This is a genomic window from Barnesiella sp. WM24 (assembly GCF_004570975.1).
GTDB lineage: Bacteria > Bacteroidota > Bacteroidia > Bacteroidales > Muribaculaceae > Muribaculum.
This window is the reverse complement of sequence record NZ_SPPC01000002.1, coordinates 84,340-109,173: the sequence shown is the minus strand read 5'-3', so window position 1 is coordinate 109,173 and position 24,834 is coordinate 84,340. Positions and strand designations below refer to the sequence as shown.

The following is a 24,834-nucleotide window of genomic DNA, read 5'->3' as shown; positions in this document are numbered from 1 at the left end:
TTTGCTATATGTTACAAAACATATTATGTCGGGTGAACAAAATCGCCTGAAGTTATTTTATTTCTATTTGCGATGATCCGGTGATGATTCTGCCGTCGTCGGTTATGCCTTCTATAAATATAGTATATGATGTGTTGGGATTGTCGGTGGTGAAAAACTCGAAATCGGCTTTCCCGTCATCGCCAAATCTCACACAGGGATTCCAGTAGACGGTGCTGCGCAGGTCTGTGCCGTCAGGACGGTCGGTCACCTCATATTTGGGCGAGTAAAATTCCGCTGCTTTCTGATAGCCGAGCGGCTTCGCAATCGCGATATGCGGGTTATGCTCGTTTATTGCATTTAATCCGTTGCCATCCCTTGTGCGTATCATCAATGCTCCGTTGCTTGCTCCCGGACCAAGTGCTACAGCTTCTCCGGAATTAAGAAACGAGATGCTTGCGATTGAAGAGTAGGGACACATCAATTCGATTTCATCCAGCATATTGGATGTAGCATTAGTCGGTAGGGGAAAATCCCAATTGTTTGCCGATGAATTCTTCATCCCGGGCGTTGTGCCTTTGGATGTTTGTTTCCTCAATTTAGGCATCGGGGCATTGGGTAAGATGCTCCCCGTTGTCAGGTTATCCTGCGATATAATTTGGAATCCATCAATAAACACCCCGACGACTCCGCCACGGTGAGTGATGTTGCCGTTGTTGTCGATGCGTATGCCGTGAATATTTCTGATTGCGTCTTCAAGCGTGGTGACTACAATATTCTCAGGTGCGTCCGGGTCAAATCGGCTTCTTGCCACGGCTTCATACCATACGCTATAGCGTTTAAGCTTGTTTTCTGTAACAATGACCTCCGAGAGAAGTATGCTCTTCAGTATCGGATTCATTTCAGCGCGCATGCGGTTGTCCATCAAGTGCTCCGCTCCTTCAGGTTGTGGTTCTGACGCCAGATAAGGAATATCGGGGAAAGATGGTTGGTCAAGTACGATGTTGTCCTCAAATCCTCCTTTTGTATTTACCGCCTGTATATAATATATAGCACTGTCGGGATATTCAAAGTTAGTAAACTCAAATTTGCCGTCTTTATCTGAAACAGTAATGTCGCCATAGCCTGTAGTAGGTGAAATCATGGCAAGGGAGATTCCCTTCAGCGGCTTTTCACGCCAACGGCTTTTTACAGCTCCGGATATTGACATGCTTTTTTCAATAGGAAATTCCGGACTCAATTTATGACCTTTAAGAACTGCCGGAAGATCATAACGTCGCCATCCTTGGGTCAGCATAAGATTGTCAAGTGCCTGTGTTTTAAATGCACTGTCGGCTGATGAAAAATAAAATCCGGGATTCTCTATGTGCCCTTTCAGGTCCGATGACAATAGAAGTTGAGTCTTTATAGACTGCATGGTGTCGATTATTGCCGAGTGACGGTCAGTGACACTGACCGCAAAATTACCTTTTTTTAATTTGAGGGTGTCAATCTGCGCTTTAGCCCATACAATCTTGCGGTTTCCGTAACTTTCCCTATCAGTTGATACTGTTGCACGGGCTACTCTTTCATTGTCGATAAATACGAGTCTCTCGCTCCATAGGTTCATGTCTTTATCAAGAAGGAGTATCTGCATTATCCCCGAGAGAGCACCCGATGGGGCAAACTTGAAAGAGTAATTGCCGTTTATCGGTTCGGACCATAACACGATACCTCGTTGCTGAATCACGAGCTGACCATTCTGCGGCACTTGACCAAGCAGGTCGATAAACAGAGTGTCATTGTCAAGACGTTCAACATGAATTGCGGCTGCCGTTTCGTTAGGCGCAGGAAGAGTAAACCGTCTGCCGTCATTGTTGACGGCAGTGTAGACCTGTCCCTTCTCGGGGGTAAAAGATGTCGAGCCCATACCTGCATGAAATGTTTGGAAGTTGGCTACCTTATTGTCAAGGGTATCCACGATAATACCGGAAGTCTCTTTACCGTAGCCGTCTTTTCCAATCGCCTTGAATGCCACATTACATTCGTTGCCCGGAATCAGATATCCCCCTTCAGGATGAAACGTAATGTCGTAGTTTTCTCCTTCGTTGTCATTCAGCTTTATAAACTGATTGTAACCATCGTAAGAGATCTTTATGTACCCGTGAGTCAGGTCTTTTGGGGTTATTTTCACAGTGATGTCACCCGATTTTATCTGTGGGGTAAACACTTTGCCTCCATCAGTGATAAGCGTGAACTTTTCATATTTGACAGGTTGTTGTGATGCGCGGTCAATAAGATTAAGCGCAAGCTTTCGTGTATCGCAATTCCAGTCAATTTTAATTTCATTTTTCAGTGCCATCAGATTGTTGATGTGAAGCGATTTTTTCGGGAAATAGTCATTACGCTGGCTTCGCATAAAATTGGTGTAAGCCGACAGCTGGTATTCGCCGTCGGCAATATCGAGGTCAAGCGGCAGGTAACCCGAATATATGCCATCTTTTTCGCGTACCATCACCCTTTGGGCGACATCGCCGAAAGGGTCGCACAACTCCACATAAAGATAACGGCTTACATTGACCGGCTGATGCGATGCCGCGTCGAGTACAAAACCGCGAAACCATATGGTGTCGCCCCCGATATAGTTTGCCTTGTCGGTCATCACGTAGGCCTTCTCCTGCGGAAATTCATAGCAATACTCCTAAGTCATCTTTATCACCTTCTTAGGTGACATGGCAGATATGTTTGCCGAAAGTAAAAGAATCGAAACGCCGGTGAGTAATCTTTCAATGGCATTATTCATGTCGTTCATTCGGAAAAATATATGAATTATAATCAACTATCGGTAAAGATAATGATTTTTACGAATAAAACCTAATGAAAGTTATAAAATGATTGCATTTAACTCTTTTTGGTTAAATGTGTAGTTAACTGTATCAGGCTTCGTTGAGCCAACGGCGTACACGGGGCGCGAGAAAGCTTGTGGTGATAATTGCGCTTACGATGCCGAGTGCAACCATATTTTTAAGGTCGGCGCCGGTAAAGACTCCAGATTCCTTTATGCCGGTCACGCAATAGATCCAGCCTATGGCAAGCCCGATTGCCGCTATTATGTAGGATATATTTTCTATCCAGATGTATGTGCGGCTTGATTTTGCCGGCAGGCGGTTCATTACTTTCCGCACAAACCAGGGGTTGCGTGGTGCCTGTGGCAGATTGTCCTTAAAAATCTGTTTGATATGTCGGTCTGACAGGGTGTCGTTATGTTTCATAATAAGATAGAATTTGAAGTTAAAACAGTTTTGCCATCTTTGCCTTGGCTCTCGAGAGATGAGATTTCACTGTGCCTTGTGGCATCTGCATTATGTCGGCGATTTCCTTGATAGGGCGGTCGTCAAGATAAAAGAGCAGCACTGCTGTGCGCTCGGCTTCCGACAGCACTTTAAGGCATCGCTCCACGTCCATCGACGCGTCGTCGGCGTCATAGGGCGACACCGTGTCGGCGACGTTGCCATAGCCGCGCTCATCCTCACCTGACTCCCGCCGTCGCCTCACGTACATGTAAAACTCATTATAGGCGATGCGGTAGAGCCATGTGCGGAAGCGGGCGATACCTTGATAGGAGCGCAGTGAGATATACACCTTTATAAATGTCTCCTGGGCAAGGTCGTCGGTAAGCGCGGCGTCGCCCAGCGTGAGGTTGAGCAGAAAGCGCCTTAGTCCGTCATTGTACTCCTCCACCAGTTGCTCAAATGCGCGCCGGTCATCGCCGGCGACACATCGGGCAATAAGGCGAAGTTCTTCCCATTTAGTCAGCATTATCGCAGAAAGTGGTTGAGTCGTTGTCGCTGTCTTTGTTTTTACGCGTCGAGATTATATAGGATGCGAGTTTGCCTACTCCGATTATAAACGGAATCAAAGTAAGCATAGCCGCAGCAGTCTTGCCGTTAATGATGAAGAAGGCAAAAAATCCTGCGCTCCATGTGAGATAGTTGACTGCCGGCTGTAAGCGTGGCTTTCGGTCGGGGATGTTGTAGAAGCGGTCGGGAAGTGTATGACCTGAGGCTATTGACTCCATTATGACGCGGTTTCGGTCGCGCTTGCTCTTGTAAATGAAGTGGCACACGATAAATACCAGAAACAGCGGGCCGCCGAACATCAAGGCTACTGCCAGTATTGCCACGATGCTTACCCACCATTCACCGGAATAGTCAGGTTCTTTATTTGCGGAGATACTGATATAAAGGTTGCCCTTTTCGTCGGCTGTCACTTCAGAAGTGTTGACCTTTATGTCAGATTGGCTGCCATTGTTTACTGACGTGATCACGATGTCGTTGAAAGAAGAGTCGTTGAGTGACTTCAGGCTTTCGGTCAGTTGCTCTGATATTTCTTTTGCCATCATCTCACTGTCGTCATTAAAATTGTCACATGAGGCAAGAGAGATAAGCATCGTTGCAAGGAGGGGTAAAATAAAAAATTTCATATTAATAAACTATTAATTTTTAGCGTTGTTTGCCTATTAGATGCGGCAAATGATAAAAAGGTTGCACAATGGAGATTATATTTTTGCAAAAGTAGTAACTTTGCATCGGAATATATTATTAAGTAGCTCGCAAAAAGTAGGCTGATATGTCGTTATGGTCTGTTTCCGGGATATTTCTCTGTTGCCGGTCGCGTAATCAGAGTGATTTCAGTCGGGTAGGGTTGCTTAAAATGATTGACTATAAACTAATTTTTAAGAGTTACTTAATTATTTATGAGATTATTGACGAGATCATTGTTTTTAAGCATGTGCGCACTGTTTGCGTGTGTGCCTGAGACATTTGCTATTGACGGACTTTATTACAAGGTGGAGGGCGCGGTCAGTGTCAGCACCGGTGAAAACACACCCTTTTGGCTCTTGAACAACCGTGACGGGCTTGCGTCGATTGAAAAAAACAACGGATACCTGCGTGTAGGCATGTTTCGTGAGATAGAGCCTGAGAAGAGATTTTCGTGGGGCGCGGGCGTTGATCTTGCCGGCGCTTACAATTTCAGCTCATCGTTTATAATACAGCAGCTTTATGCCGAAATCAAGTACCGGTGTCTCGGGCTCACTGTCGGCAGTAAGGAAAATCTTAATTATGAATTCAATAACCGTCAGCTCGGTAGCGGCAATCTGCTTTATTCAGGCAATGCGCGGCCGATACCGCAGATACGCGCCGGCATTCCTCGTTATACCGCGATTCCGGGAACGGCAAACTGGCTTGCCGTCAAAGGATATGTAGCCTACGGTATGTTTGCCGACGACCGCTGGCAGAAATCGTTTGCAGCACCCGGGAGCAAGCGCACAGAGCATGTGCTGTATCATTCCAAGGCTCTTTTTGTAAAAGTTGGCAATCCGGATAAATTCCCTGTGTGGTTTGAGGGCGGACTTGAAATGGCGGCGCAGTTTGGCGGTAAGTCCATCACCGGCGACAAGGTGATAGACATGCCTAACGGATTCAAGGATATAATAAAGGTGTTTTATCCGTCGGCCGGAGGCAGTGACACTCCCGTTGCCGAGCAGACCAATGTGTATGGCAATCATGTAGGCAGCTGGGATGCGAAAATAGGATGGAACATCTCTCCGGAGTGGGGAGTGGGGCTCTACTATAACCATTTCTTCGAGGATCATTCGCAGATGACATTTGACTACGAGTGGCGCGACGGATTATGGGGACTGGAGGTTAATTTCCCGCGTAATCCGGTGGTGTCGCAGCTGGTGTATGAGTTTCTATATACCAAGGATCAGAGTGGCTCGGTATATTGGGACCATGACTCAAAAATCCCCGAGCAGGTGAGCGGCAGGGACAACTACTATAATCATGGTATTTATACAGGATGGCAGCACTGGGGCATGGGCATCGGCAATCCGTTGCTTCTGTCGCCTATATATAATCGTGACGGCACGATTGCTTTCAAGGACAGCCGTGTCATTGCCCATCATGTCGGTTTCATGGGGCAGCCGCTGCCCGAGCTTGGCTATCGAGTGTTGCTGAGCTACTCGCGAAATTGGGGTACATATGACAACCCCTACCCGGAGGTAAAGAATAATTACAACGGTCTTCTTGAGGTCACCTATAATCCGCGATGGTTTAACGGCGGAGCGGGAATCCTCTCGGTCGGCGGTGATGCCGGAGGACTGCTTGGAAGAAGCTTCGGAGTGATGTTAACTATTAGAAAAACAGGATGGCTATGAAAATGACCAATAAAATATTGATATTGTTAATGGCGGCGGTGTTCGCCTTGACTGTCAGCTCGTGTCGTAAGCGTTCGATTAACGGGGACCTTGACGGAATGTGGCAAGTTATGAGTATTGAATATGCCGATGGCACTGTGGTTAATCCGGAGTCGACATATTACTGCCTCTTTCTCCATACATTCAATCTGCAGCGTCCAGGCAATAGAATCGCCGGCAACATGATATATGAAGGCGATGAGCTGAAACTTGAGGCTCCTTATGCCACTGCGTCAGAACTCAATCCCTGGGGCATGAACAACACGGTCACCACGTTCAGGATACTGCGCCTGACAAGCGGAAATATGACCTTGGAATCGGATTATGCCCATCTTGAATTAAGGAAATTCTGATTAATCGTGCATTTAGTTAATTGATAGCTTTTTTTAGAATCTAATTTACATTAACTTTGCATAATCAATAAAATCGTGACAAAACGATAAGCAACCTGCAAAAATTGTTGATTGACTGAAATGAAATCATGATTAAGGGCAGATGAGTGTTCACCGGCTTTTCGGGTTGCTTGAAAAGACATTAAAAACTAATTAATAATTGCTTGTAATTATTAAAGATTGTAACTGGAAATGAAAGTATTGAAATTTGGCGGCACATCTGTCGGAACGGTGGAGAGCCTTCGCAATGTAAAATCGATTGTCGAAGGACAGACTGAGTCGGTCATAGTCGTGGTGTCGGCTCTCGGAGGCATCACTGACCAGCTGATCAACACTGCGCGACTTGCGGCTCAGGGCGACATCTCCTATCTGGAAAGCTATGCCCGCATAGTCGACCGGCATCATAAGGTGATAGACGGTATTGTGCCTGAACATAGCCGGCTTGACGTGCAGTCGATTGTTAACCCGCTGCTTGAAGAACTCGGTAATATATATCGCGGTGTCAACCTTATAAAGGACTTGAGTGACCGCACGCTTGACATAATTGTAAGTTATGGCGAGCGGTTGTCGTCAGTGATAATTTCGCGCATAATCAACGGGGCAATCCATCTTGACAGCCGTAATTTTATCAAGACCGAAAAGCAGTGGAACAAGCATGTGCTTGACAATGACTTGACTCAGAAGCGGGTGCATGAGGTGTTTGACGAGCTTAAATTCAATGTGGCGCTGGTTCCCGGATTCATTGCAAGTGACCGAGACGGAAACGTGACCAATCTCGGCAGGGGAGGCTCTGATTATACCGCCGCCATACTTGCCGCTGCTCTTGACGCCTCGGTGCTTGAAATCTGGACCGATGTTGACGGCTTTATGACAGCTGACCCGCGTGTCATCAACGGAGCGCTCGTCATCGACCATCTGTCGTTTACGGAGGCTATGGAGCTTTGTAATTTCGGCGCCAAGGTCATCTATCCGCCTACGATTTATCCGGTGTTTCATAAAAATATACCGATCTGGATTAAAAACACGTTTAACCCGTCGGCTCCCGGCACGTGTATAAGTGAACAGCATCCTTCACCTGAAGGAAAGGCTATCAAGGGCATATCGTCAATCAACGACACCTGCCTCATAACGGTGCAGGGTCTTGGTATGGTGGGTGTGATCGGTATTAACTCACGAATTTTCAATACTCTTGCCAAGAATGGCATATCGGTATTTCTCGTCAGCCAGGCGGCGAGTGAAAACAACACCTCGTTTGCTGTGCGCAATGCCGATGCCGACCATGCTATTGAAGTGCTTAGAGAGCAGTTTGCCCCGGAGCTTCAGGCGGGTTCGCTAAGCGATATAATTGCCGAGCCCAATCTCGCGACTGTCGCTATCGTGGGTGAAAACATGAAGCACACCACCGGTATTGCCGGCAAGCTGTTCAATACTCTCGGTCGTAACGGTATAAGCGTTATCGCGTGTGCGCAAGGTGCATCGGAGACCAACATCTCTTTTGTAATCGAGCACAACAACCTGCGTAAAGCTCTGAATGTAATTCATGACAGTTTTTTCCTCTCTGACACTCAGGTCTTAAACCTGTTTGTTGTCGGAATAGGAAATGTAGGTAGAAATCTATTGTCGCAGATTCATGCCCAGCAAGCCAACTTGCTTGAAAACAAGGCTCTGCGTTTGCGCCTTGTCGGAATTGCCAATTCCCGCAAGTGTGTCTTCGACCGCGAGGGTATAGATACTGAAAATTACAATGAACGTCTTGAGGCTTCCGATATAGTCGCCACTCCTGAAAATATCCGTAACGGTGTTATCGGGATGAATATATTCAACTCGGTGTTTGTCGACTGTACGTCAAGCCCTGAGATTGCATCCCTGTATGCCGATCTGCTTGACCATAACGTCAATGTCGTGGCGGCAAACAAGATCGCCGCTTCCGGAAAATATGAGGACTATGAGCGACTGAAGCGTATAACCCATAAGAAAGATGTCAAGTTTCTTTTTGAAACCAATGTGGGTGCGGGATTGCCGATAATAAACACGATTAACAATCTTATCAATTCCGGTGACAGGATACTGAAGATTGAAGCAGTGGTGAGCGGCACGTTAAACTACATCTTTAATGTACTTAGCCGCGAGGTGCCTATGAGCCGTGCGATAAAGATGGCGCAGGAGGCAGGTTACAGCGAGCCTGATCCAAGGACTGACCTCAGCGGCAAGGATGTAATACGCAAGCTTGTAATTCTTGCCCGTGAGGCAGGCTACAAGGTAGAGCAGGATGACGTTGAGGCTCATCTGTTTATCCCTGAGAAATATTTCCTTGGCACTATCGAGGATTTCTATCGCAATATCACTGAGATAGATGCCGATTTTGAACGTCAGCGGGCTGAAGCGCAGGACGCAGGCGAACATTTCCGCTTTGTAGCGCGGCTTGACAACGGCGTTACAAGTGTGGGGCTGCAGAAAGTGGATTCGGTACATCCGTTTTATCATCTTGAAGGAAGTAACAATGTGATATTGATTACTACCGAACGCTATAATGAGTATCCTATGGTAATCAAGGGGTATGGTGCCGGTGCTGAAGTTACGGCTGCCGGAGTGTTTTCCGACATTATCGGAATCGCCAATATCCGTTGATGACAAGTTAAGCAGACTAATGTTGAATATCTTATGAAGTATATAATAGTATTAGGCGACGGAATGGCTGATGAGCCGCTGGCTGAGCTTGGCGGCAAGACGCCGCTTGAGGCTGCCGGGACTCCTGTCATGGACCGCCTGGCGCGCGAGGGTCGTGTAGGCAGGTTTGTAACTGTTCCTGCCGGCTTTCATCCCGGCAGCGAGGTAGCCAATATGACAGTGCTCGGCTATGATGTGACTACCTCGTTTGAGGGACGTGGTGTCCTGGAGGCGGCAAGCATGGGCGTTGATGTGCCGGAAGGATACATGGCTATGCGGTGTAATCTTATAACCGTTTCCGACGGAAAGATAAAGAATCATTCCGGCGGTCACATCTCGACAGAGGAAGCGTCACAGCTTATTGCCGATCTTGGTAAAGAACTTGGTGATGACGTGGTGACATTTTATCCCGGAGTTTCCTATCGTCATCTCATGCTTATAAAGAATGGCGATAAAAGAGTCACATGCACGCCGCCTCACGATGTCCCCGGCACTCCGTTTGCCGATGTTATGGTAAAGGCTGACGTGGCAGAGGCTGAACCGACGGCAGAGCTTATAAACAACCTGATTCTGAAATCACAGAAATTTCTTGCCGGTCATCCGGTGAATCTAAAGCGTCAGGCTGAAGGGAAAGACCCCGCCAACAGCATATGGCCCTGGTCGCCCGGATACCGTCCATTGATGAAGCCGCTGTCGGAAAAGTTTCCTGTTAAAGACGGAGTTGTTATTTCGGCTGTCGACCTGATATTTGGCATCGGTGCCTATGCGGGATTGCGAAGGATTGATGTCGAAGGAGCCACAGGGCTTTATGATACTAATTATGAAGGCAAGGCGGAGGCTGCAATCGACGCGTTGCGTAATGGCGCCGATTTCGTGTTTCTTCATGTCGAGGCGAGTGATGAGGCGGGACATGAGGGTGATATAGAGCTGAAAAAGCGCACGATAGAGTATCTTGACAAGCGTATATTGTCACCGATTGTCGAGGCGTCGGAGTCTTTTGGCGAACCTCTGGCTATTGCCGTACTGCCCGATCATCCTACTCCATGCCGGCTGCGCACCCACACTTCGGAGCCGGTGCCGTTTCTCATCTACAAGCCGGGTATGACACCTGACGATGTTACTTCGTTTTCTGAACGCAGCGCGTCGCAGGGTGCTTATGGCACAGTGTCCGGTGATGAATTTATGAACCTGTTAATGAAATGATACAATGAGATATTACAGCACTAACCGTCAATCAGAATTTACAACACTTCAGGATGCCGTAGTGAGGGGGCTTGCCCCTGACCGCGGGCTATACATGCCTGAACGCATAGCCACTATCCCCAAGGCTTTTTTCAATCATATAGGGGAAATGTCGCTTACCGACATCGCTTATGTGGTAGCTAATACACTTTTTGGCGAAGACATAGATTCCGAAACTCTAAAGACAATAGTCAACGACACTCTGAATTTCGAGATTCCGCTGGTTAAGGTGGATGACAGACGCTATTCATTGGAGCTGTTTCATGGTCCTACACTCGCGTTTAAAGATGTGGGCGCTCGATTTATGGCCCGTCTGCTCGGGCATTTTAATGCCGCCGACAGCGAGGGTGATGTAAATGTGCTTGTGGCTACATCAGGCGATACAGGCAGTGCCGTGGCAAACGGATTTCTCAATGTCCCCGGGGTAAAGGTGTTTGTCCTCTATCCTAAAGATAAGGTAAGCAAGATTCAGGAAGCTCAGTTCACGACTCTCGGCTCAAATATCACTGCTATCGAGGTAGATGGGACCTTTGATGACTGTCAGGCTCTTGTCAAGTCGGCATTCATGGACAAGGAGCTTAATGAAAAGATGAAGCTTACCTCCGCCAATTCAATCAATGTGGCTCGTTTTATCCCGCAGATGTTTTATTATTTTCATGCTTATGCGCAGTTGATAAGGATGGGGGAGAAGACTGACAATGTGGTTGTGGCTGTGCCGAGCGGAAATTTCGGCAATATATGTGCCGGTCTTATCGGAAAACGCATGGGACTCCCTATAAAACGGTTTATCGCGGCAAATAACCGTAATGATGTGTTCTATGAATATCTCCTCACCGGAAAGTATAACCCGCGTAAATCGGTGGCTACTATCGCCAATGCTATGGATGTCGGTGATCCGTCCAACTTTGCCCGTATTCTTGACCTGTACGGTAATTCCCATGATGCCATAGCTGCGGAGATAAGCGGATGCACCTATGATGATGACCTGATACGTGCCACTCTTAAAGAGACATATGACCGCACCGGCTATCTGCTCGATCCTCATGGAGCGGTGGCATATCGTGCGCTGACGGAGTATCTGGCTCCCGGAGAGACCGGTATATTCCTTGAGACAGCCCATCCTGCAAAGTTCAAGGAAACGGTAGAGGCTATAACAGGTGAGCCTGTAAATGTGCCCGACCGCCTTGCCGCCTTTATGAAAGGGAAAAAGGAGACGGTGAAAATGAGCGCGCAGTTCCCTGCGTTCAAGAAATATCTTATGTCACTCTGAGATTTTGGCACACCTTTTGCTATTGAGTGATGCAGATAATATCAGCTTTTTACAATGACTAATTCAGATAACGATAATCCACGCATAATATCATTAGGACAGATTGAGATTGATTCAGGCAAGTTCAATGCCGCTCCTGACACGGAGGCATTGCCTATCCTGCCTACACGCAATCTTGTCCTTTTCCCTACAGTGGCGACTCCATTGTCGCTGGTAAGGGAGCAGTCGCTGAAAGTGGCTAAGCTTGCCTTTGAGAAAGGCACTCCGCTTGGGGTTGTGTGTCAGCTTAATCCTGAGGATGAAAATCCGGGTATTGACAATCTGCAACCCTATGGAGTCGTTGCCGATGTTCTCAAGATTTTTGATTTGCCTGACGGGCAGCACACCGCACTTATACGTGCGCGTGAGAAATTCAGGGTTGTCGGGCTGTCTGACACGATAACGTTTGACTCGACGCTGATGGCGCGAGTAGAGCTGATTAAGGAGCAAAAGCCAAGAAGCAACGACAAGACTTTTGCCGCTATTGTCAAGGCGGTAAAAGACATGACGCTAAAGATGCTTGAAAATATCGATGGCGCGCAGGACTTTGCCCATAACGTGCAGAATTATCCTGAACCCGTGGGGCTGATTAACCTGATATGCAGCCAGGCTCCCATATCGTCGGGAAAGAAAGGCGCGCTCCTTGTTGAAAATTCGGTCAAAGAGCGTGCGCGCATGCTATTGCTCGAGCTCACTGAATTTGAGCGGATGCAGCAGGTGACACAAAAGATTCAGTCAATCGCGCGCGAGAATTTTGAGCAGAACCAGCGTCAGGCTTTCCTGCACCAGCAGATGGAGGCTATAAGACAGGAGCTTTACGGTGACAGCGATGATGACCGTGATTCATTGCGTGAAAGGTCGAAGAATGTCGCTTTCAGCGTGGCGGCGCGCAAGGTATTTGACAAGGAGCTTGACAAGCTTGGGCGATTGAATCCGCAAAGTCCCGACTATGCAGTTCAGTTCAGCTACCTTGAGACTCTTCTCGATCTGCCGTGGGAGAAATACTCTGAACTGAATACCGACCTCGGACTTGCCCGTGATACTCTCGATGTTGATCATTACGGTCTCGCCAAAGTCAAGGAGCGTATACTCGAACAGATAGCCGTGTTGATGAATAATCCGTCGGGAAAGGCACCGATAATATGTCTTGTCGGACCTCCCGGTGTCGGAAAGACTTCTCTCGGACGTTCTATTGCCGCGGCCCTCGGACGTTCTTATCAGCGTGTGTCGCTTGGCGGCATGCATGATGAGGCGGAGATTCGCGGACACAGGCGCACTTACATAGGGGCGATGCCCGGTCGTATAATTGACGCAATCAAGCGTGCCGGCGATTCCAACCCGGTCTTATTGCTTGATGAAGTCGATAAAATCGGCAGTGACTTTAAAGGCGACCCCTCGGCTGCATTGCTTGAGGTGCTTGACCCGGAGCAGAATTGTCGTTTCCATGACAATTATATAGATGTAGACTACGACTTGTCAAAAGTGCTGTTTATCGCTACTGCCAATACTCTGTCTACTTTGTCGCAGCCGTTGCTTGACCGAATGGAGATAATAAATCTCGCTGGTTATCTACTTGAGGAAAAAGTAGAGATTGCGCTCCGTCATATCCTTCCTACTTTGCGCAAGGAGAATAATCTGAAGCCTAAGGATGTCAACGTGACTCCCGAGGCGATTGTGGACATTATCGAGAAATACACTTCGGAAAGCGGTGTAAGGCAGCTTGAAAAGGAGCTTTCGGCGATAGTGCGCAAGGTCATTCTTGCCAAGATGCTCGGGAAGAAAGTGCCGTCAAAGATACAGCCTAAACACTTGAAAGATTTTCTCGGTGTCGAGCGATTCAGCAAGGACCGCTATGAAGGAAATGATTTTGCCGGTGTGGTGACGGGACTGGCATGGACTGCCGTGGGAGGAGAGATTCTTTTCATTGAGTCGTCACTCTCCGGAATAAAGGGCGACAAGCTGACCCTTACCGGAAATCTTGGTAATGTGATGAAGGAGTCGGCGGCGATTGCTTTGCAGTATGTGAAAAGCCATGCTGCCGAAATCGGTATTCCTGAAGAGGTGTTTGAAAAATATCAGCTCCATCTTCATGTTCCCGAAGGAGCCATACCTAAGGATGGACCGTCGGCAGGCATAACAATGGCGACTTCTATTGCATCGGCGTTTACCCAGCGTAAGATTCGCCCGCGTGTCGCCATGACGGGCGAGATTACATTGCGTGGAAAGGTGCTTCCTGTAGGCGGAATAAAGGAAAAGATTCTTGCGGCAAAGCGTGCGGGCATTACCGATATAATCCTCTCTAATGAAAACCGGAAGGATATCGCCGATATTGACGCGGTATATGTTGCCGGGGTGAATTTCCATTATGTCAACACTGTGCTTGAGGTGCTTGATATAGCCTTGCTCCCGGAAAAGGTGAACAACGCTCTTGAACTTTAACTTGATATACAAAAAAGCGATAGCCCCTGAGCTTCCGGCTCAGGGGCTATCGCTTTTTAATGGCGCGTTGCTTATTCTGCGTCTTTGTTTTCTTCGGCAGTTGTTTCTTCTTCTTTTTCTGCAAAGTCGGTGATACCTGCGGCTACAAGAAGGTTGTACCAGTTAAATACTTTCTTGATGTCGTTGGTGTACACGCGGTCTTCATCAAAGTCGGGAAGTATCTCCTTGAAATATTTGCGAATCTCGTGGTCATCTTTAAATGACTTCACGTCGACCTGCTTAGCATCGTTTTTCTCCTTGATAGTCTCAAAGACAGAGGTAAGGGGAACATCTTCGTCTACTGTGTAGATAGCGATGTCGCCAAGTGAGATTACTTTGTCATGAGCGTATGCAGGAGTGCGCTTACCGGTAGAGAGCGACTCGACGATAAGCATGTTTTTTCCCTGGCTTACAAGCTTGAAAAGTCCGGGCTTTCCGGAAATTGCCAAAATTGTCTTCAACATTGTCGTTATTTATATTTTGAATTTATATTTCGCAATTACAAAATTACAATTTTTTGGAGATATATTGCTAACTTTGCTATCCCAAAATAGATTGAGATGCTGAAGTTTCTTACTTGCCTTATACAATTGATAATTTCTCCGGCAAAGGGCTGGGAGGATATAGCTGCTGTCGGGGAAGAACCGCGCAAGATATGTTCCGACGGTTTTTATCCCTTGCTTGGTGTTACGGCGTGTTCTGTCTTCATATGTCGGCTGTATGACGCCGACCTTGGAATGGCCACACTGATTCAAGGAGCGATAATAACGTTTGTGAAATATTTTGTGTCATATTTCCTCGCCTCGTTCCTGTTTGCGATTTTTCTCGGCAAGGTGGTGGACGGAGAGCCTAATGAAAAGAAATATCATACATTTGCATTATATAATATTTCTCTATTGGCGCTTATAAAAATAGTATCCAACTGTCTTCCTACAGAATTGTCGATTGTGCAGTTTCTTCCGTTGTTCACAATTGTCGTGATGTGGATGGGTCGGCGCTATCTGGCTGTAATGGAAGAGCGGAGCTTCACATTTATTTTTATTGCATCGGTGGCTATACTTGTAATGCCATATGTGCTCGAAATTTTGTTTAATAAGGTAATACCTTATGCCAATTGATTATGAACAGCAAAGATATCAATATAAAAAACCGCAGGGCGACATTTGATTACGCCATATCCGACACTTTTACAGCCGGCATCGTGCTTACCGGAACTGAAATCAAGTCACTGAGGCTTGGAAAGGCAAGTCTGGTCGACACGTTCTGTTACGTAAACAACGGTGAGGTTTGGATTAAGAACATGTATATTGCCGAATATTTTTACGGGACATACAATAATCATGCTGAGCGCCGCGACCGCAAGCTTCTTCTTAATAAGAAAGAGATAGCCAAACTTGAAAAAAACGGCAAAGAGTCAGGCTTTACTATCGTGCCGATGCGACTGTTTATAAATGAGCGAGGTCTTGCCAAGCTGGTGATAGGCATCGGTCGAGGCAAGAAAGAGTATGACAAGCGTCAGTCGATAAAGGAGCGTGAGGATAAGCGCAATATGGCGCGGATGTTTGAAAAATAGGGCTCTAAGGACGTGAAAGTATCAGCATTGCCTTGCTGCCGTCGCAAAGCGTTGTGCCGATAAGGCGCCTGTCGTCACCGTCTTTTACTTTTAGCTTCTTCCTGAGCCAGTCGGCTGTATAGTCGAAGTTGCGCACTGCGACATTTATCCTCGGATATTCTTTGGCGAGTCTTTTCAGCTCTCCCGAGGAAAATTCGGCTACACGGTCAATATGCCACGCTTCTCCCGGAAAGCCGTCGATTAGCGACGGAGAGTAATACAGGTGGGTGTTATGGTGTAGCTTGCTGACGCCGAAACGCTGTGACAATAATTTGTAGGGCGCCGCTTTCATCAGTGTGGCTCCGGGTTCATACAGGTATCCTCCGGCCGCCGGAAGGTCATAGTTTGCCGTAGCTCCGCTCTCTTCTTCTTGAGTGAATGTAAATTTTTTATCCGGAGTCCACAGGTGTATCTCCGGTGTCTTTTTTCCGGCATCGAATGATATGTCGGCAACCATCTCTTTACATTCGGTAGCCGTGCCTACGACATACAGGTCGGTCGTAGCCGGAAGCTCGCGCAATACCTGCGTTATGTCAAGCATCGGTGACGCCTTTAGTATGAGCCTGCCTGATTTCTTTGCAATCAGCGGGAGCAGTGCTGTCACGTCTGGGGTACAGTCGGAAAGACGGTAGACCCTTTCTCCTGCCGCTCCTCTTCGTGCCGGATCTATGAACATGATGTCATAGTGCCTGTCGGTAGAATCAAGGAAATTACCGCAATCATCATTGATTACCTCTACATTCCCTTTGCCAAGGGCTTTGGCGTTGTGACGTAATGCTTCAGCGACAACCGGATTCTGCTCCGTCACGGTCACGGCCGAGGCGCGGGCTGCTATATGGAATGTGTCTATGCCAAGTCCGCCGGTGAGGTCGGCCACAGTCGTCCCCTCGTCAATCAGTGATGCGTGAAATTCGGCAAGCATGTCGCTTGTGCATTGCTCCTCGGAAAGTAGGGTGGGAAATATGAAATCTTTACATTTCAAGGTGTCAGGCAGCTTTTTTCTGGCTTTTCTGCGACATTCGATCTGCAGTAAAGCCATGTCCAGCCACGGCAGTTTGCCGCTATATTTCAGCCTGAGTTTTATGGGATCCTCATTGATATGCGTCTCCACCCATTCAAGCATTTCTTTATCGTCTTGACCTATCATTGTAAGATTTCTGTATAAAAGAAAGAGGATGCGTCAATTAAAAAGACCGACGCATCCTCGTTATAATTGATTTTCCTATTATTTGCCCTGGATTGCAGCTACGCCGGGGAGAATCTTGCCTTCGATAGCCTCAAGAAGAGCGCCACCGCCGGTAGAAACATAAGAAACCTGGTCGGCAAGACCAAACTTGTTAACGCAAGCTACAGAGTCACCACCGCCTACAAGCGAGAACGCTCCGTTGTTGGTAGCTTCTACGATTGCTTCTGCGATTGCGCGTGAGCCGGCAGTGAAGTTGTCAAACTCAAATACGCCTGCAGGACCGTTCCAGAGGATAGTCTTTGACGGACGGATAGCCTCGGCAAAAGCCTTACGGGTTTCAGGACCTGCGTCAAGACCTTCCCAGCCGTCAGGTATGTCGTTGCAGGGGCATATCATTGTCTCTGCGTCGTTGCTGAAGTCATTGGCTGCTACACAGTCGGTGCCGAGGATAAGATTTACACCCTTTTCCTTAGCTTTCTTGATGATGTCAAGCGCAAGGTCAAGCTTGTCGTCTTCAACGATTGATTTGCCGATTTTGCCACCCTGAGCTTTTGCAAATGTGTAGGTCATGCCACCACAGAGGATTAGGTTGTCAACCTTGTCCATGAGGTTCTCGATGATACCGATTTTGGTGGAAACCTTAGAGCCGCCCATGATAGCGGTGAACGGACGCTTGATATCTTTGAGGATGTTGTCGACAGCCTGTACTTCCTTTTCCATCAGGTAGCCGAGCATCTTGTTTTCAGGAGCGAAGTTGTCGGCGATGACAGCGGTAGAGGCGTGTTTGCGGTGAGCTGTTCCGAATGCATCGTTTACATATACGTCAGCATAGCTTGCAAGCTTCTTGGCAAATTCCTTCTGACGCTCTTTCATCTCTTTCTTGGCAGCTTCGTAAGCGGGATCTTCTTTGTCGATACCTACGGGCTTGCCTTCTTCTTCAGGATAGAAACGGAGGTTTTCGAGAAGAAGCACTTCACCCGGCTTCAGGTTGGCTGCGGCTTCCTCTGCGTTAGCGCAGTCAGGCGCAAATTTAACATCACGACCGAGAGCCTTAGCTACGTCATCTTTAATCTGAGCGAGAGAGAATTTCGGATTAACCTTGCCTTTGGGCTTGCCCATGTGTGACATGATGATCAGGCTTCCGCCATCTTCAAGAATTTTTTTGAGGGTGGGGAGAGCACCGCGGATACGGGTATCATCGGTAATCTTGCCATTCTCATCCAGAGGTACATTGAAGTCTACTCTGACTATTGCCTTCTTACCGGCAAAATTGTAATTGTCAATCTTTTGCATCTTGGTTAATATATTAAGAGTCAAATAATGTCTTTTCAATCTACATTTACGCAGTGCAAATATAGTGTAATTTTATGAATTGACAGCGCTTACGGATGTGAATATGTCATTCTGATACGCTAAAATTACTTAACGGGGCAGTCGGCGGCGACTTTTTTTGACAAGATAATTTTACCGCTTGTTAACCGTATGCTGCAAGATAATCTATAAAACCTGCATATTGGCTTGTCGGGCAGCGTTATGGCGTTTTATTTAGTGGATTATTACTTGTATCTTTGTAATGTTTGAGATTAAGAGATATTAATCTATACTATGTGGCAGCGGTCATTTTTTTCGTGAAAATAATGACCGCTGTTTCACACTTCAGACCCTCCTTAGATGTTGCAGCATCGGCTGATGAGTTTTCTCCGGAACAGACGTCCGACTTTCACATCGTTGATTTTGTCAAACGGCGGATAAAAATGACACAACCCGTCTTTCACTTCCATCAAGTAGTTGATGTTTATTATATGGCGTTTGCTGACCTGTACAAAGCAGTTGTCAATGCTGAGTATCGAGTCTTTTGATACACTGCGTTTCAGCGGCATCGGTTTTGAGGACGATGACGCTATCGCTTGCCAGCATCTGTTTTCCGCCGAGTATCTGAAGGTGCAGATGTCTTGAATGGAGACAATCCTGAAATCCTCGGTGTTAGTGTAGAAAATAAGCTTGTCATTGGCGCTTTTCGCCCTTCGGGTGGAGAAGCGGTCAAGACCGTTGTTTATATAGTCGGAAAATCTCTCCATGACAATCTTCAGCTCTTTATCGTCGATAGGCTTGAGAAGGCAGTCACATGCGTGATTGCGGAATGCCGGGAGGATATAGTCATCGTGTGCGGTGTATATGACGACATATACCGGTATGTCAGGCATTTCGTTGAGCGTGTCAAGGATTCTTATGCCGTTAGTGTCAGGCAGCATCACGTCAAGGAAAAGTATGTCGGGCTTATGCTTGATTATGGACTCTATTCCATCTATGCCGTTGGAGGCGGTTGCGGCGATTGTTATGTCGGGATATTGCGCCAGCTTCTCTTTAAGAGCGTTGATTGCCGCCTGGTCGTCTTCAATGATTAAAGCGTTCATGATTATAAGTTGATAAATTTAGCCGTATTATTATCCCTGTAACCTTTTGTTTTTCAGGGTAACCGGGATTATGAGTGTAGCCTCACATCCTTTGATTGTTCCGGCGTTGTCGGTAATGTTTGATAAGGTAAATGATATTTTCTGTCTATTGTATCTGTTCAGGATGGCGATGGTGCTTCTTATCACTTTAAGTCCTGTGCCGCCTTCAGTCGCGGCGTTTTTTCTTATGTCAAAGCCTTTGCCGTTGTCAATGACTTTAACCGTATAGAAGTCGCTGCCGGTGGTGATGATGATTTCAAGACGTTTTTCGCCCTCCTTGTCCGATAGCCCGTGTTTTATCGCATTTTCTACAAGAGTATGGATAAAAGTCGACGGGATGACAAGATTTTCAAGAATGGTTTTATCGGGTATTTCTTCGATGACGTTAAGTTGCAGGTTATATCTTATTACGTCAAGATAGGAATTTACAAAATCGATTTCTTCGGCAAGGCTCACATAAAGCCGTCCTGACATTTTCAGGTTTTCGCGAATGAGAGTCACGAGCGACATAAGCTCTCCCGCTTCGTTGACATCCGCTTTGGCAACGGTGTGGTTCAGGATATTGAATATGAAGTGAGGCGATATAAGGTTTCTCACGCTTGACAGCTTCATGTTGATAAGCTGCATGTTGGCCTGGAGGCGTCGTTTTCTTAAAAGGGTTATTATATAAAGTGACATTATCACAATCATTATTATCGTGACAATGCTGGCATATATAGCCCATCTTGCCTGTTTTATTACGACATCTTTCTCTTTCATGGCTATTGCATGGTTCAAGGCAAGCGTGTCCTGTGAGTAGCGCATCATGATGTCGGATGTGCGCATGTGGGTTATGTTGTGCTGTAGCGATTCATTGTGGCTTTCCTGCGCTTTCAAAGCGTAAAACGCGCTCTTGAAGTCGTTTCGCTTTTCAAAATATTCGATAAGGTATCGATGGCGTATGTTGACGAGGTTGAAGTCGATAGGGGTCGTTATGTTTTCGCTGTCGATTACTCTTCTGGCGGTCTCGGTGTCATTGTCAAGCAGTGCGAGTCCTATGCGTATGGTGTTGGCATAATATACCCCGGTGTCATTTCCGGTGGCTTTGAAATATGCCTCTGCTTGTTCAAGATTCTTGATCGCTTCGTCGCGTTTGTGCAGGTTTAGATAGACGTCGGCAAGATTGATGCGACACACCATCATGTCCATCCCGTCGGCAAGCCCGTTTGATTCAAGCATTTCCCCAAGACGTTCAAACATTTTCTCCGCTGCCCGGTAATCGCCGGTGTAATAGAGAAAATTGCCATAGTTGTTGAGAAAATATATCTGCATGTTAGGGGCGAGTCGGTCGATCTGCTTATATACTCTTTCAAAGTTGCTTTTTGCGCTCTCGTAGTCGCCTATGTTCTGGCTGATTCTGGCGAGACCTGTAATCAGGGTAAGTTTGTCGCTTTCCGGCTGGCGGAGTGAATCGGAAAGAAAAAGGGCGCGTCGATACCACTGCGCCGCCATCGGCATGTCGCTGAGGTCGATGTAAATGTCGCCGATGTTGGCGCATATGTCGGGAATGTTTTTGTCTGATTCGCTATGTTGCAATGCCTGATAAGCCTTGTTGTAGAAACTTATGGTTGTATAGGGGTCATATTGATATTTGTGATAGGCAAATCCCATAAGGTTATAGAGCGACGCCTTCATGCTGTTTATATGTGGGGTGGGGTTACTGCCTTCAAGATATGATTCAAGCCGGCTCCATTGCATGCTGTCGGGGGTGATGTTGCAGGTGGTTGCCTGGAGCCGCAGCTTGCGGAGATATATTTCGTAATATAGATTACTGTCGCTTGTCTCTGAAAGACGCTGTTCGATAAGGGTCATGGTATTGGTAGAACCCGCGCTGATCGAGTCGTCGATTTCTGCTATTATTCCGGCTGTGTCGTGGTCAGTGATGCTGTCTCGCGAATTGCAGGCTGATAACACCGCGACACTCAGGATTATGCCGGACAGATATGCCGGAAATCTCTTCAGCTTGTCTATCGCTTGACCCGATACGCCATGTCGCTTCAAAATCATAGGATTTATGTGTGGCTTTAATGAAAAGTTGTTATACAAAGTTAATAAATTTATAATGAGGTGTGATGTATTATATGCCGTATTTTTATACGGTTGAGCCTATTATTTTACCGTTTATGCCTTGTCGCAAAGTGTGTGTATGCAATACAGGGACAAAGACACGGTGTTGCCATGTCCTTATCCCTGTATAAAAATGTCGTCGGTATTTATTAGATGACTCCGCCTTCCTTTAGAAGGGTGGTCATTTCATCGCGTAGTTTCGCCGCTTCTTTCGCCGCTGTCTCAGCGAAGTCTTCACCCGATGACGCGAAGATAATGCCGCGGGAAGAGTTTACGAGCAGTCCGCAATCGTTAATCATTCCGTAGCGTGCCACTTCTGACAGGCTGCCGCCCTGGGCTCCTACGCCCGGTACAAGCAGGAAGCTTTCCGGAGCTACCTTGCGGATGTCTTTGAACATTTCTCCCTGAGTCGCTCCTACTACATACATCATCTCTTCCGGAGTCGCCCATTTTGATGAAGTCTCGATTACATGCTCAAAAAGGCGTTTGCCCTCCTTGTCTTCTATAAACTGGAAGTCGCGTGAGCCTTTGTTGGAGGTAAGGGCGAGGAGAATCACCCATTTGCCGTCATAGCCGAGAAACGGTGTCACAGAGTCTTCTCCCATGTAGGGGGCTACTGTCACGGAGTCTACGTCAAGATGCTCGAAGAAGCTACGTGCATATAGCTTTGACGTGTTGCCGATGTCGCCTCTTTTGGCGTCGGCGATTATAAATTGGTCGGGATAGTTTTCCTTTATGTAATTGATAGTTTTCTCAAGGGTTATCCAGCCCTGAGCCCCGGTTGCCTCATAGAAGGCAAGATTGGGTTTATAGGCCACGCAATAAGGCGCTGTAGCGTCGATTATCGCTTTGTTAAATTCAAATACAGGATCGTCTGCCGTAAGTAAGTGAGCCGGAAGCTTGTTGATGTCACTGTCAAGTCCGACGCAGAGAAAAGAGCCTTTTCTGCGGATGTTTTCTACTAATTGGTCGCGTTTCATTATTGTGATATTATTGGGTCTTTGCTGAATACGTAGCCGTGTATTGTGGCGGTATATGATTTATATTCGTTTTTTGTTTTGTCTTTATGATTTTTTGTGGTGACGCTCAACTCGGTCAATAGCAGGGTGTTGCTGCTTTTATTGACTTTAACCGGTATCGGCTCGAATGTCCTGTGGGAAGCCTTGTGTACAAGGCTGTCGATATTTAGCCATCCGCGGGCGTTAGCCGTCCCCACAAATACTTTGCCTGAGGCATCGGGCACCTTGTTGTCGACTTGACACACGAATTGTTTCAGCCCCGTGGCTCCTTTTGCCACAGGTGCAAAATCATCGGCATGAAGAGTATAGCTATAATAAGCCATGTCGTCATCACTGTCAATCGTGCCTCCGGGCATAGTCTTGTTGCTGACGCCTGAGGGATCGGATTCAAAAAGATAACCTTTCACAAATCCTACGTAGGAATGATAGTTGAAGCTGTCTTTTTCACAGTGGTTATAGACATCGGCATCGATGTAGGTAAGCACTGCAGTCATGGAAGGTGAGTCGGCGACCCGGAGCGTTATAGGAGAGTAGGGGGCTTCGCTGTTGTGGATGATAAGACTGTCAATCGCTAATGATACACGCCGGTCATCACCTGTGTCGATAGACACACGCCCTTTCGAGTCGGGCACAATTCTGTCTATCCTGTGGAGAAACGGGCGCACCCATGCCGCATTGTCGGTAACGGGGACAAAGTCATTTTCCTGTAACCGGAAGGTGTAGCTGTCGCCTGATGTCTGGTTGCTGTCATGTACCGTAAATTCTACCCCTGCTTTGAGGTTGTTGATTATCATTTTGGATCGCTCTTCATATGATAATTGATTGCGCCTGTCAATCTCTCGTCGTTTCATATATCTGAAAAGCGCAGGTACCCCTATGGCAATCGCTAATGCCAGCACTACTCCTGCCGCGATTATGGATGTCACAATCGTGGACAGACCGGTACTCCTGCTGTCTTTGCTTTTCCGTGGACGATGTGGGGCAGGGGGAGGCGTCATAATTCTGACTCTTTTAGCTTTTCAGCATTTTCAGCTACAATCAGGTGGTCGATACAGTCCTGAATGTCACCGTCCATGAATGCCGAAAGGTTATAAATTGTATAGTTTATCCTATGGTCGGTTATACGGCCTTGGGGATAGTTGTAGGTGCGTATCTTTGCCGACCTGTCGCCTGTTGACACCATGGTTTTACGTCGTGACGCGATGTCGTCGATATATTTCTGATGCTCTTTGTCATATATGAACGTGCGCAGTCGGCTTAACGCGCGCTCTTTGTTCTTTGGCTGGTCGCGAGTCTCGGTACACTCGATAAGTATCTCTTCGGTCTCGCCCGTGTTGGGATTTCGCCACATGTAGCGAAGGCGTACGCCCGATTCAACCTTGTTGACATTCTGTCCGCCAGCACCTCCGCTTCGGAATGTGTCCCATTTTATCTCACCCTCATTGATTTCGACGTCAAACTCTTCCGCCTCGGGAAGCACTGCTACCGTAGCTGCGGAGGTGTGTACGCGTCCCTGGGTCTCGGTGGCCGGCACACGCTGCACACGGTGTACGCCGCTCTCATATTTCAGGATTCCATAGACGCCCTCGCCCGATACGGAAAATACCACTTCCTTAAAGCCTCCGGCTGTGCCTTCATTGAAGCTTGTGACAGCGACGTTCCAGCCTTTTGACTCGCAGTATTTGACATACATCTTGTATAGGTCGCCTGCAAAAATCGCTGCTTCGTCGCCGCCGGTACCTCCACGTATCTCTACAATGGCATTTTTGCCGTCTTCAGGGTCGGCGGGTATAAGCAGAAGCTTGATTTCCTCTTCAAGACCGGGCATCTTGGCGGTGGCTTCATCAAGTTCCTCCTTTGCCATGGCGCGTAGCTCTTCTTCGTTTTCTGATTCAAGCACTTCGCGCGCCTCTTTTATATTGTCGACAAGATTACGGTAACTGCGTGTAGCCTTGGTGAGCTTTTCAAGGTCTTTGTACTCCTTGGTCAGGCGCACATATCGTTTCATATCGGATATCACGGAGGGGTCGGTGATGAGCGTGCTTACTTCCTCAAAACGAGCCTCAATGCCGTCAAGGCGTGATAAGAGATTGTTTTCTGCCATTATTTCGTTAATTTTCTGCGAAGTTACGAAATATTCTGCGGAATTTCAA

The 24,834-nt window shown here is 47.2% G+C and carries 20 protein-coding genes; 8 read left to right on the top strand and 12 right to left on the bottom strand.

Annotation, left to right across the window (positions count from 1 at the left end):
• Positions 1-52 precede the first annotated feature (52 nt).
• From E4T81_RS02390 to E4T81_RS02375, 4 genes are all read right to left on the bottom strand, one after another.
• Positions 53-2,620, bottom strand: a complete 2,568-nt coding sequence (locus tag E4T81_RS02390; RefSeq protein ID WP_135041052.1) for a hypothetical protein — start codon at positions 2,618-2,620, stop codon at positions 53-55.
• Between the two features lie 274 nt (positions 2,621-2,894).
• Entirely contained in the window at positions 2,895-3,230 is a 336-nt protein-coding gene (locus E4T81_RS02385) for a hypothetical protein (protein ID WP_135041050.1), read from the bottom strand.
• Between the two features lie 19 nt (positions 3,231-3,249).
• The gene (locus E4T81_RS02380; RefSeq protein WP_245206989.1) at positions 3,250-3,777 is read right to left on the bottom strand and encodes an RNA polymerase sigma factor; all 528 of its coding nucleotides are present in this window, start codon (positions 3,775-3,777) and stop codon (positions 3,250-3,252) included.
• Positions 3,767-4,441, bottom strand: a complete 675-nt coding sequence (locus E4T81_RS02375) for a DUF6249 domain-containing protein (RefSeq protein ID WP_135041048.1) — start codon at positions 4,439-4,441, stop codon at positions 3,767-3,769. The genes E4T81_RS02380 and E4T81_RS02375 overlap by 11 nt, the downstream gene beginning before the upstream one ends.
• A 306-nt stretch (positions 4,442-4,747) precedes the next feature.
• On the opposite strand from E4T81_RS02375, the gene E4T81_RS02370 reads away from it, so the two are divergent.
• From E4T81_RS02370 to lon, 6 genes are all read left to right on the top strand, one after another.
• On the top strand, positions 4,748-6,178 hold the full coding sequence (locus tag E4T81_RS02370; protein ID WP_245206988.1) for a capsule assembly Wzi family protein: 1,431 nt from the start codon (positions 4,748-4,750) through the stop codon (positions 6,176-6,178).
• A complete protein-coding gene (locus E4T81_RS02365) occupies positions 6,175-6,570 on the top strand; it encodes a lipocalin-like domain-containing protein (RefSeq protein ID WP_167761591.1) in 396 nt (131 codons plus the stop codon). The genes E4T81_RS02370 and E4T81_RS02365 overlap by 4 nt, the downstream gene beginning before the upstream one ends.
• A gap of 231 nt (positions 6,571-6,801) precedes the next feature.
• Positions 6,802-9,237: a bifunctional aspartate kinase/homoserine dehydrogenase I gene (thrA, locus tag E4T81_RS02360; protein WP_135041042.1), complete on the top strand. Its 2,436-nt coding sequence runs from the start codon at positions 6,802-6,804 to the stop codon at positions 9,235-9,237.
• Between the two features lie 33 nt (positions 9,238-9,270).
• Positions 9,271-10,479, top strand: a complete 1,209-nt coding sequence (locus E4T81_RS02355; RefSeq protein WP_135041040.1) for a cofactor-independent phosphoglycerate mutase — start codon at positions 9,271-9,273, stop codon at positions 10,477-10,479.
• A 4-nt stretch (positions 10,480-10,483) separates the two neighbouring features.
• Complete coding sequence (gene thrC, locus E4T81_RS02350) at positions 10,484-11,788, top strand: threonine synthase (RefSeq protein ID WP_135041038.1); 1,305 nt, start codon at positions 10,484-10,486, stop codon at positions 11,786-11,788.
• 54 nt (positions 11,789-11,842) lie between these two features.
• Positions 11,843-14,266, top strand: a complete 2,424-nt coding sequence (lon, locus tag E4T81_RS02345) for an endopeptidase La (RefSeq protein ID WP_135041036.1) — start codon at positions 11,843-11,845, stop codon at positions 14,264-14,266.
• A gap of 71 nt (positions 14,267-14,337) precedes the next feature.
• On the opposite strand, the gene E4T81_RS02340 is transcribed toward lon, so the two are convergent.
• Positions 14,338-14,769: a DUF5606 domain-containing protein gene (locus tag E4T81_RS02340; protein ID WP_135041034.1), complete on the bottom strand. Its 432-nt coding sequence runs from the start codon at positions 14,767-14,769 to the stop codon at positions 14,338-14,340.
• A 96-nt stretch (positions 14,770-14,865) separates the two neighbouring features.
• Here E4T81_RS02340 and E4T81_RS02335 point away from each other — a divergent pair, with 96 nt between their 5' ends.
• Together E4T81_RS02335 and smpB are read left to right on the top strand one after the other, a co-directional pair.
• Positions 14,866-15,423 carry a hypothetical protein gene (locus E4T81_RS02335; protein WP_135041032.1) on the top strand — a complete coding sequence of 186 codons (558 nt, stop codon included), beginning with the start codon at positions 14,866-14,868 and terminating at the stop codon, positions 15,421-15,423.
• Between the two features lie 2 nt (positions 15,424-15,425).
• Positions 15,426-15,878, top strand: coding sequence for an SsrA-binding protein SmpB (smpB, locus tag E4T81_RS02330; RefSeq protein WP_135041030.1), 453 nt, complete (start codon positions 15,426-15,428; stop codon positions 15,876-15,878).
• Between the two features lie 4 nt (positions 15,879-15,882).
• Here the strand turns inward: smpB and E4T81_RS02325 are convergent, their stop codons facing one another.
• From E4T81_RS02325 to prfA, 7 genes are all read right to left on the bottom strand, one after another.
• Positions 15,883-17,064 (bottom strand): RsmD family RNA methyltransferase, encoded by a 1,182-nt coding sequence (locus E4T81_RS02325; RefSeq protein ID WP_135041028.1) that lies wholly within the window; start codon positions 17,062-17,064, stop codon positions 15,883-15,885.
• 78 nt (positions 17,065-17,142) lie between these two features.
• Positions 17,143-18,396 carry a phosphoglycerate kinase gene (pgk, locus tag E4T81_RS02320; RefSeq protein WP_135041026.1) on the bottom strand — a complete coding sequence of 418 codons (1,254 nt, stop codon included), beginning with the start codon at positions 18,394-18,396 and terminating at the stop codon, positions 17,143-17,145.
• 374 nt (positions 18,397-18,770) lie between these two features.
• Positions 18,771-19,517 (bottom strand): LytTR family DNA-binding domain-containing protein, encoded by a 747-nt coding sequence (locus E4T81_RS02315; protein WP_135041024.1) that lies wholly within the window; start codon positions 19,515-19,517, stop codon positions 18,771-18,773.
• 30 nt (positions 19,518-19,547) lie between these two features.
• Positions 19,548-21,602, bottom strand: coding sequence for a tetratricopeptide repeat protein (locus tag E4T81_RS02310; RefSeq protein WP_135041021.1), 2,055 nt, complete (start codon positions 21,600-21,602; stop codon positions 19,548-19,550).
• Positions 21,603-21,811: 209 nt separating this feature from the next.
• Positions 21,812-22,642 carry an orotidine-5'-phosphate decarboxylase gene (gene pyrF, locus E4T81_RS02305; RefSeq protein ID WP_135041019.1) on the bottom strand — a complete coding sequence of 277 codons (831 nt, stop codon included), beginning with the start codon at positions 22,640-22,642 and terminating at the stop codon, positions 21,812-21,814.
• On the bottom strand, positions 22,642-23,679 hold the full coding sequence (locus tag E4T81_RS02300) for a hypothetical protein (RefSeq protein WP_135041017.1): 1,038 nt from the start codon (positions 23,677-23,679) through the stop codon (positions 22,642-22,644). The genes pyrF and E4T81_RS02300 overlap by 1 nt, the downstream gene beginning before the upstream one ends.
• On the bottom strand, positions 23,676-24,785 hold the full coding sequence (gene prfA / locus E4T81_RS02295) for a peptide chain release factor 1 (RefSeq protein ID WP_135041015.1): 1,110 nt from the start codon (positions 24,783-24,785) through the stop codon (positions 23,676-23,678). Before prfA ends, E4T81_RS02300 begins: the two co-directional genes overlap by 4 nt.
• Between the last annotated feature and the right edge of the window lie 49 nt (positions 24,786-24,834).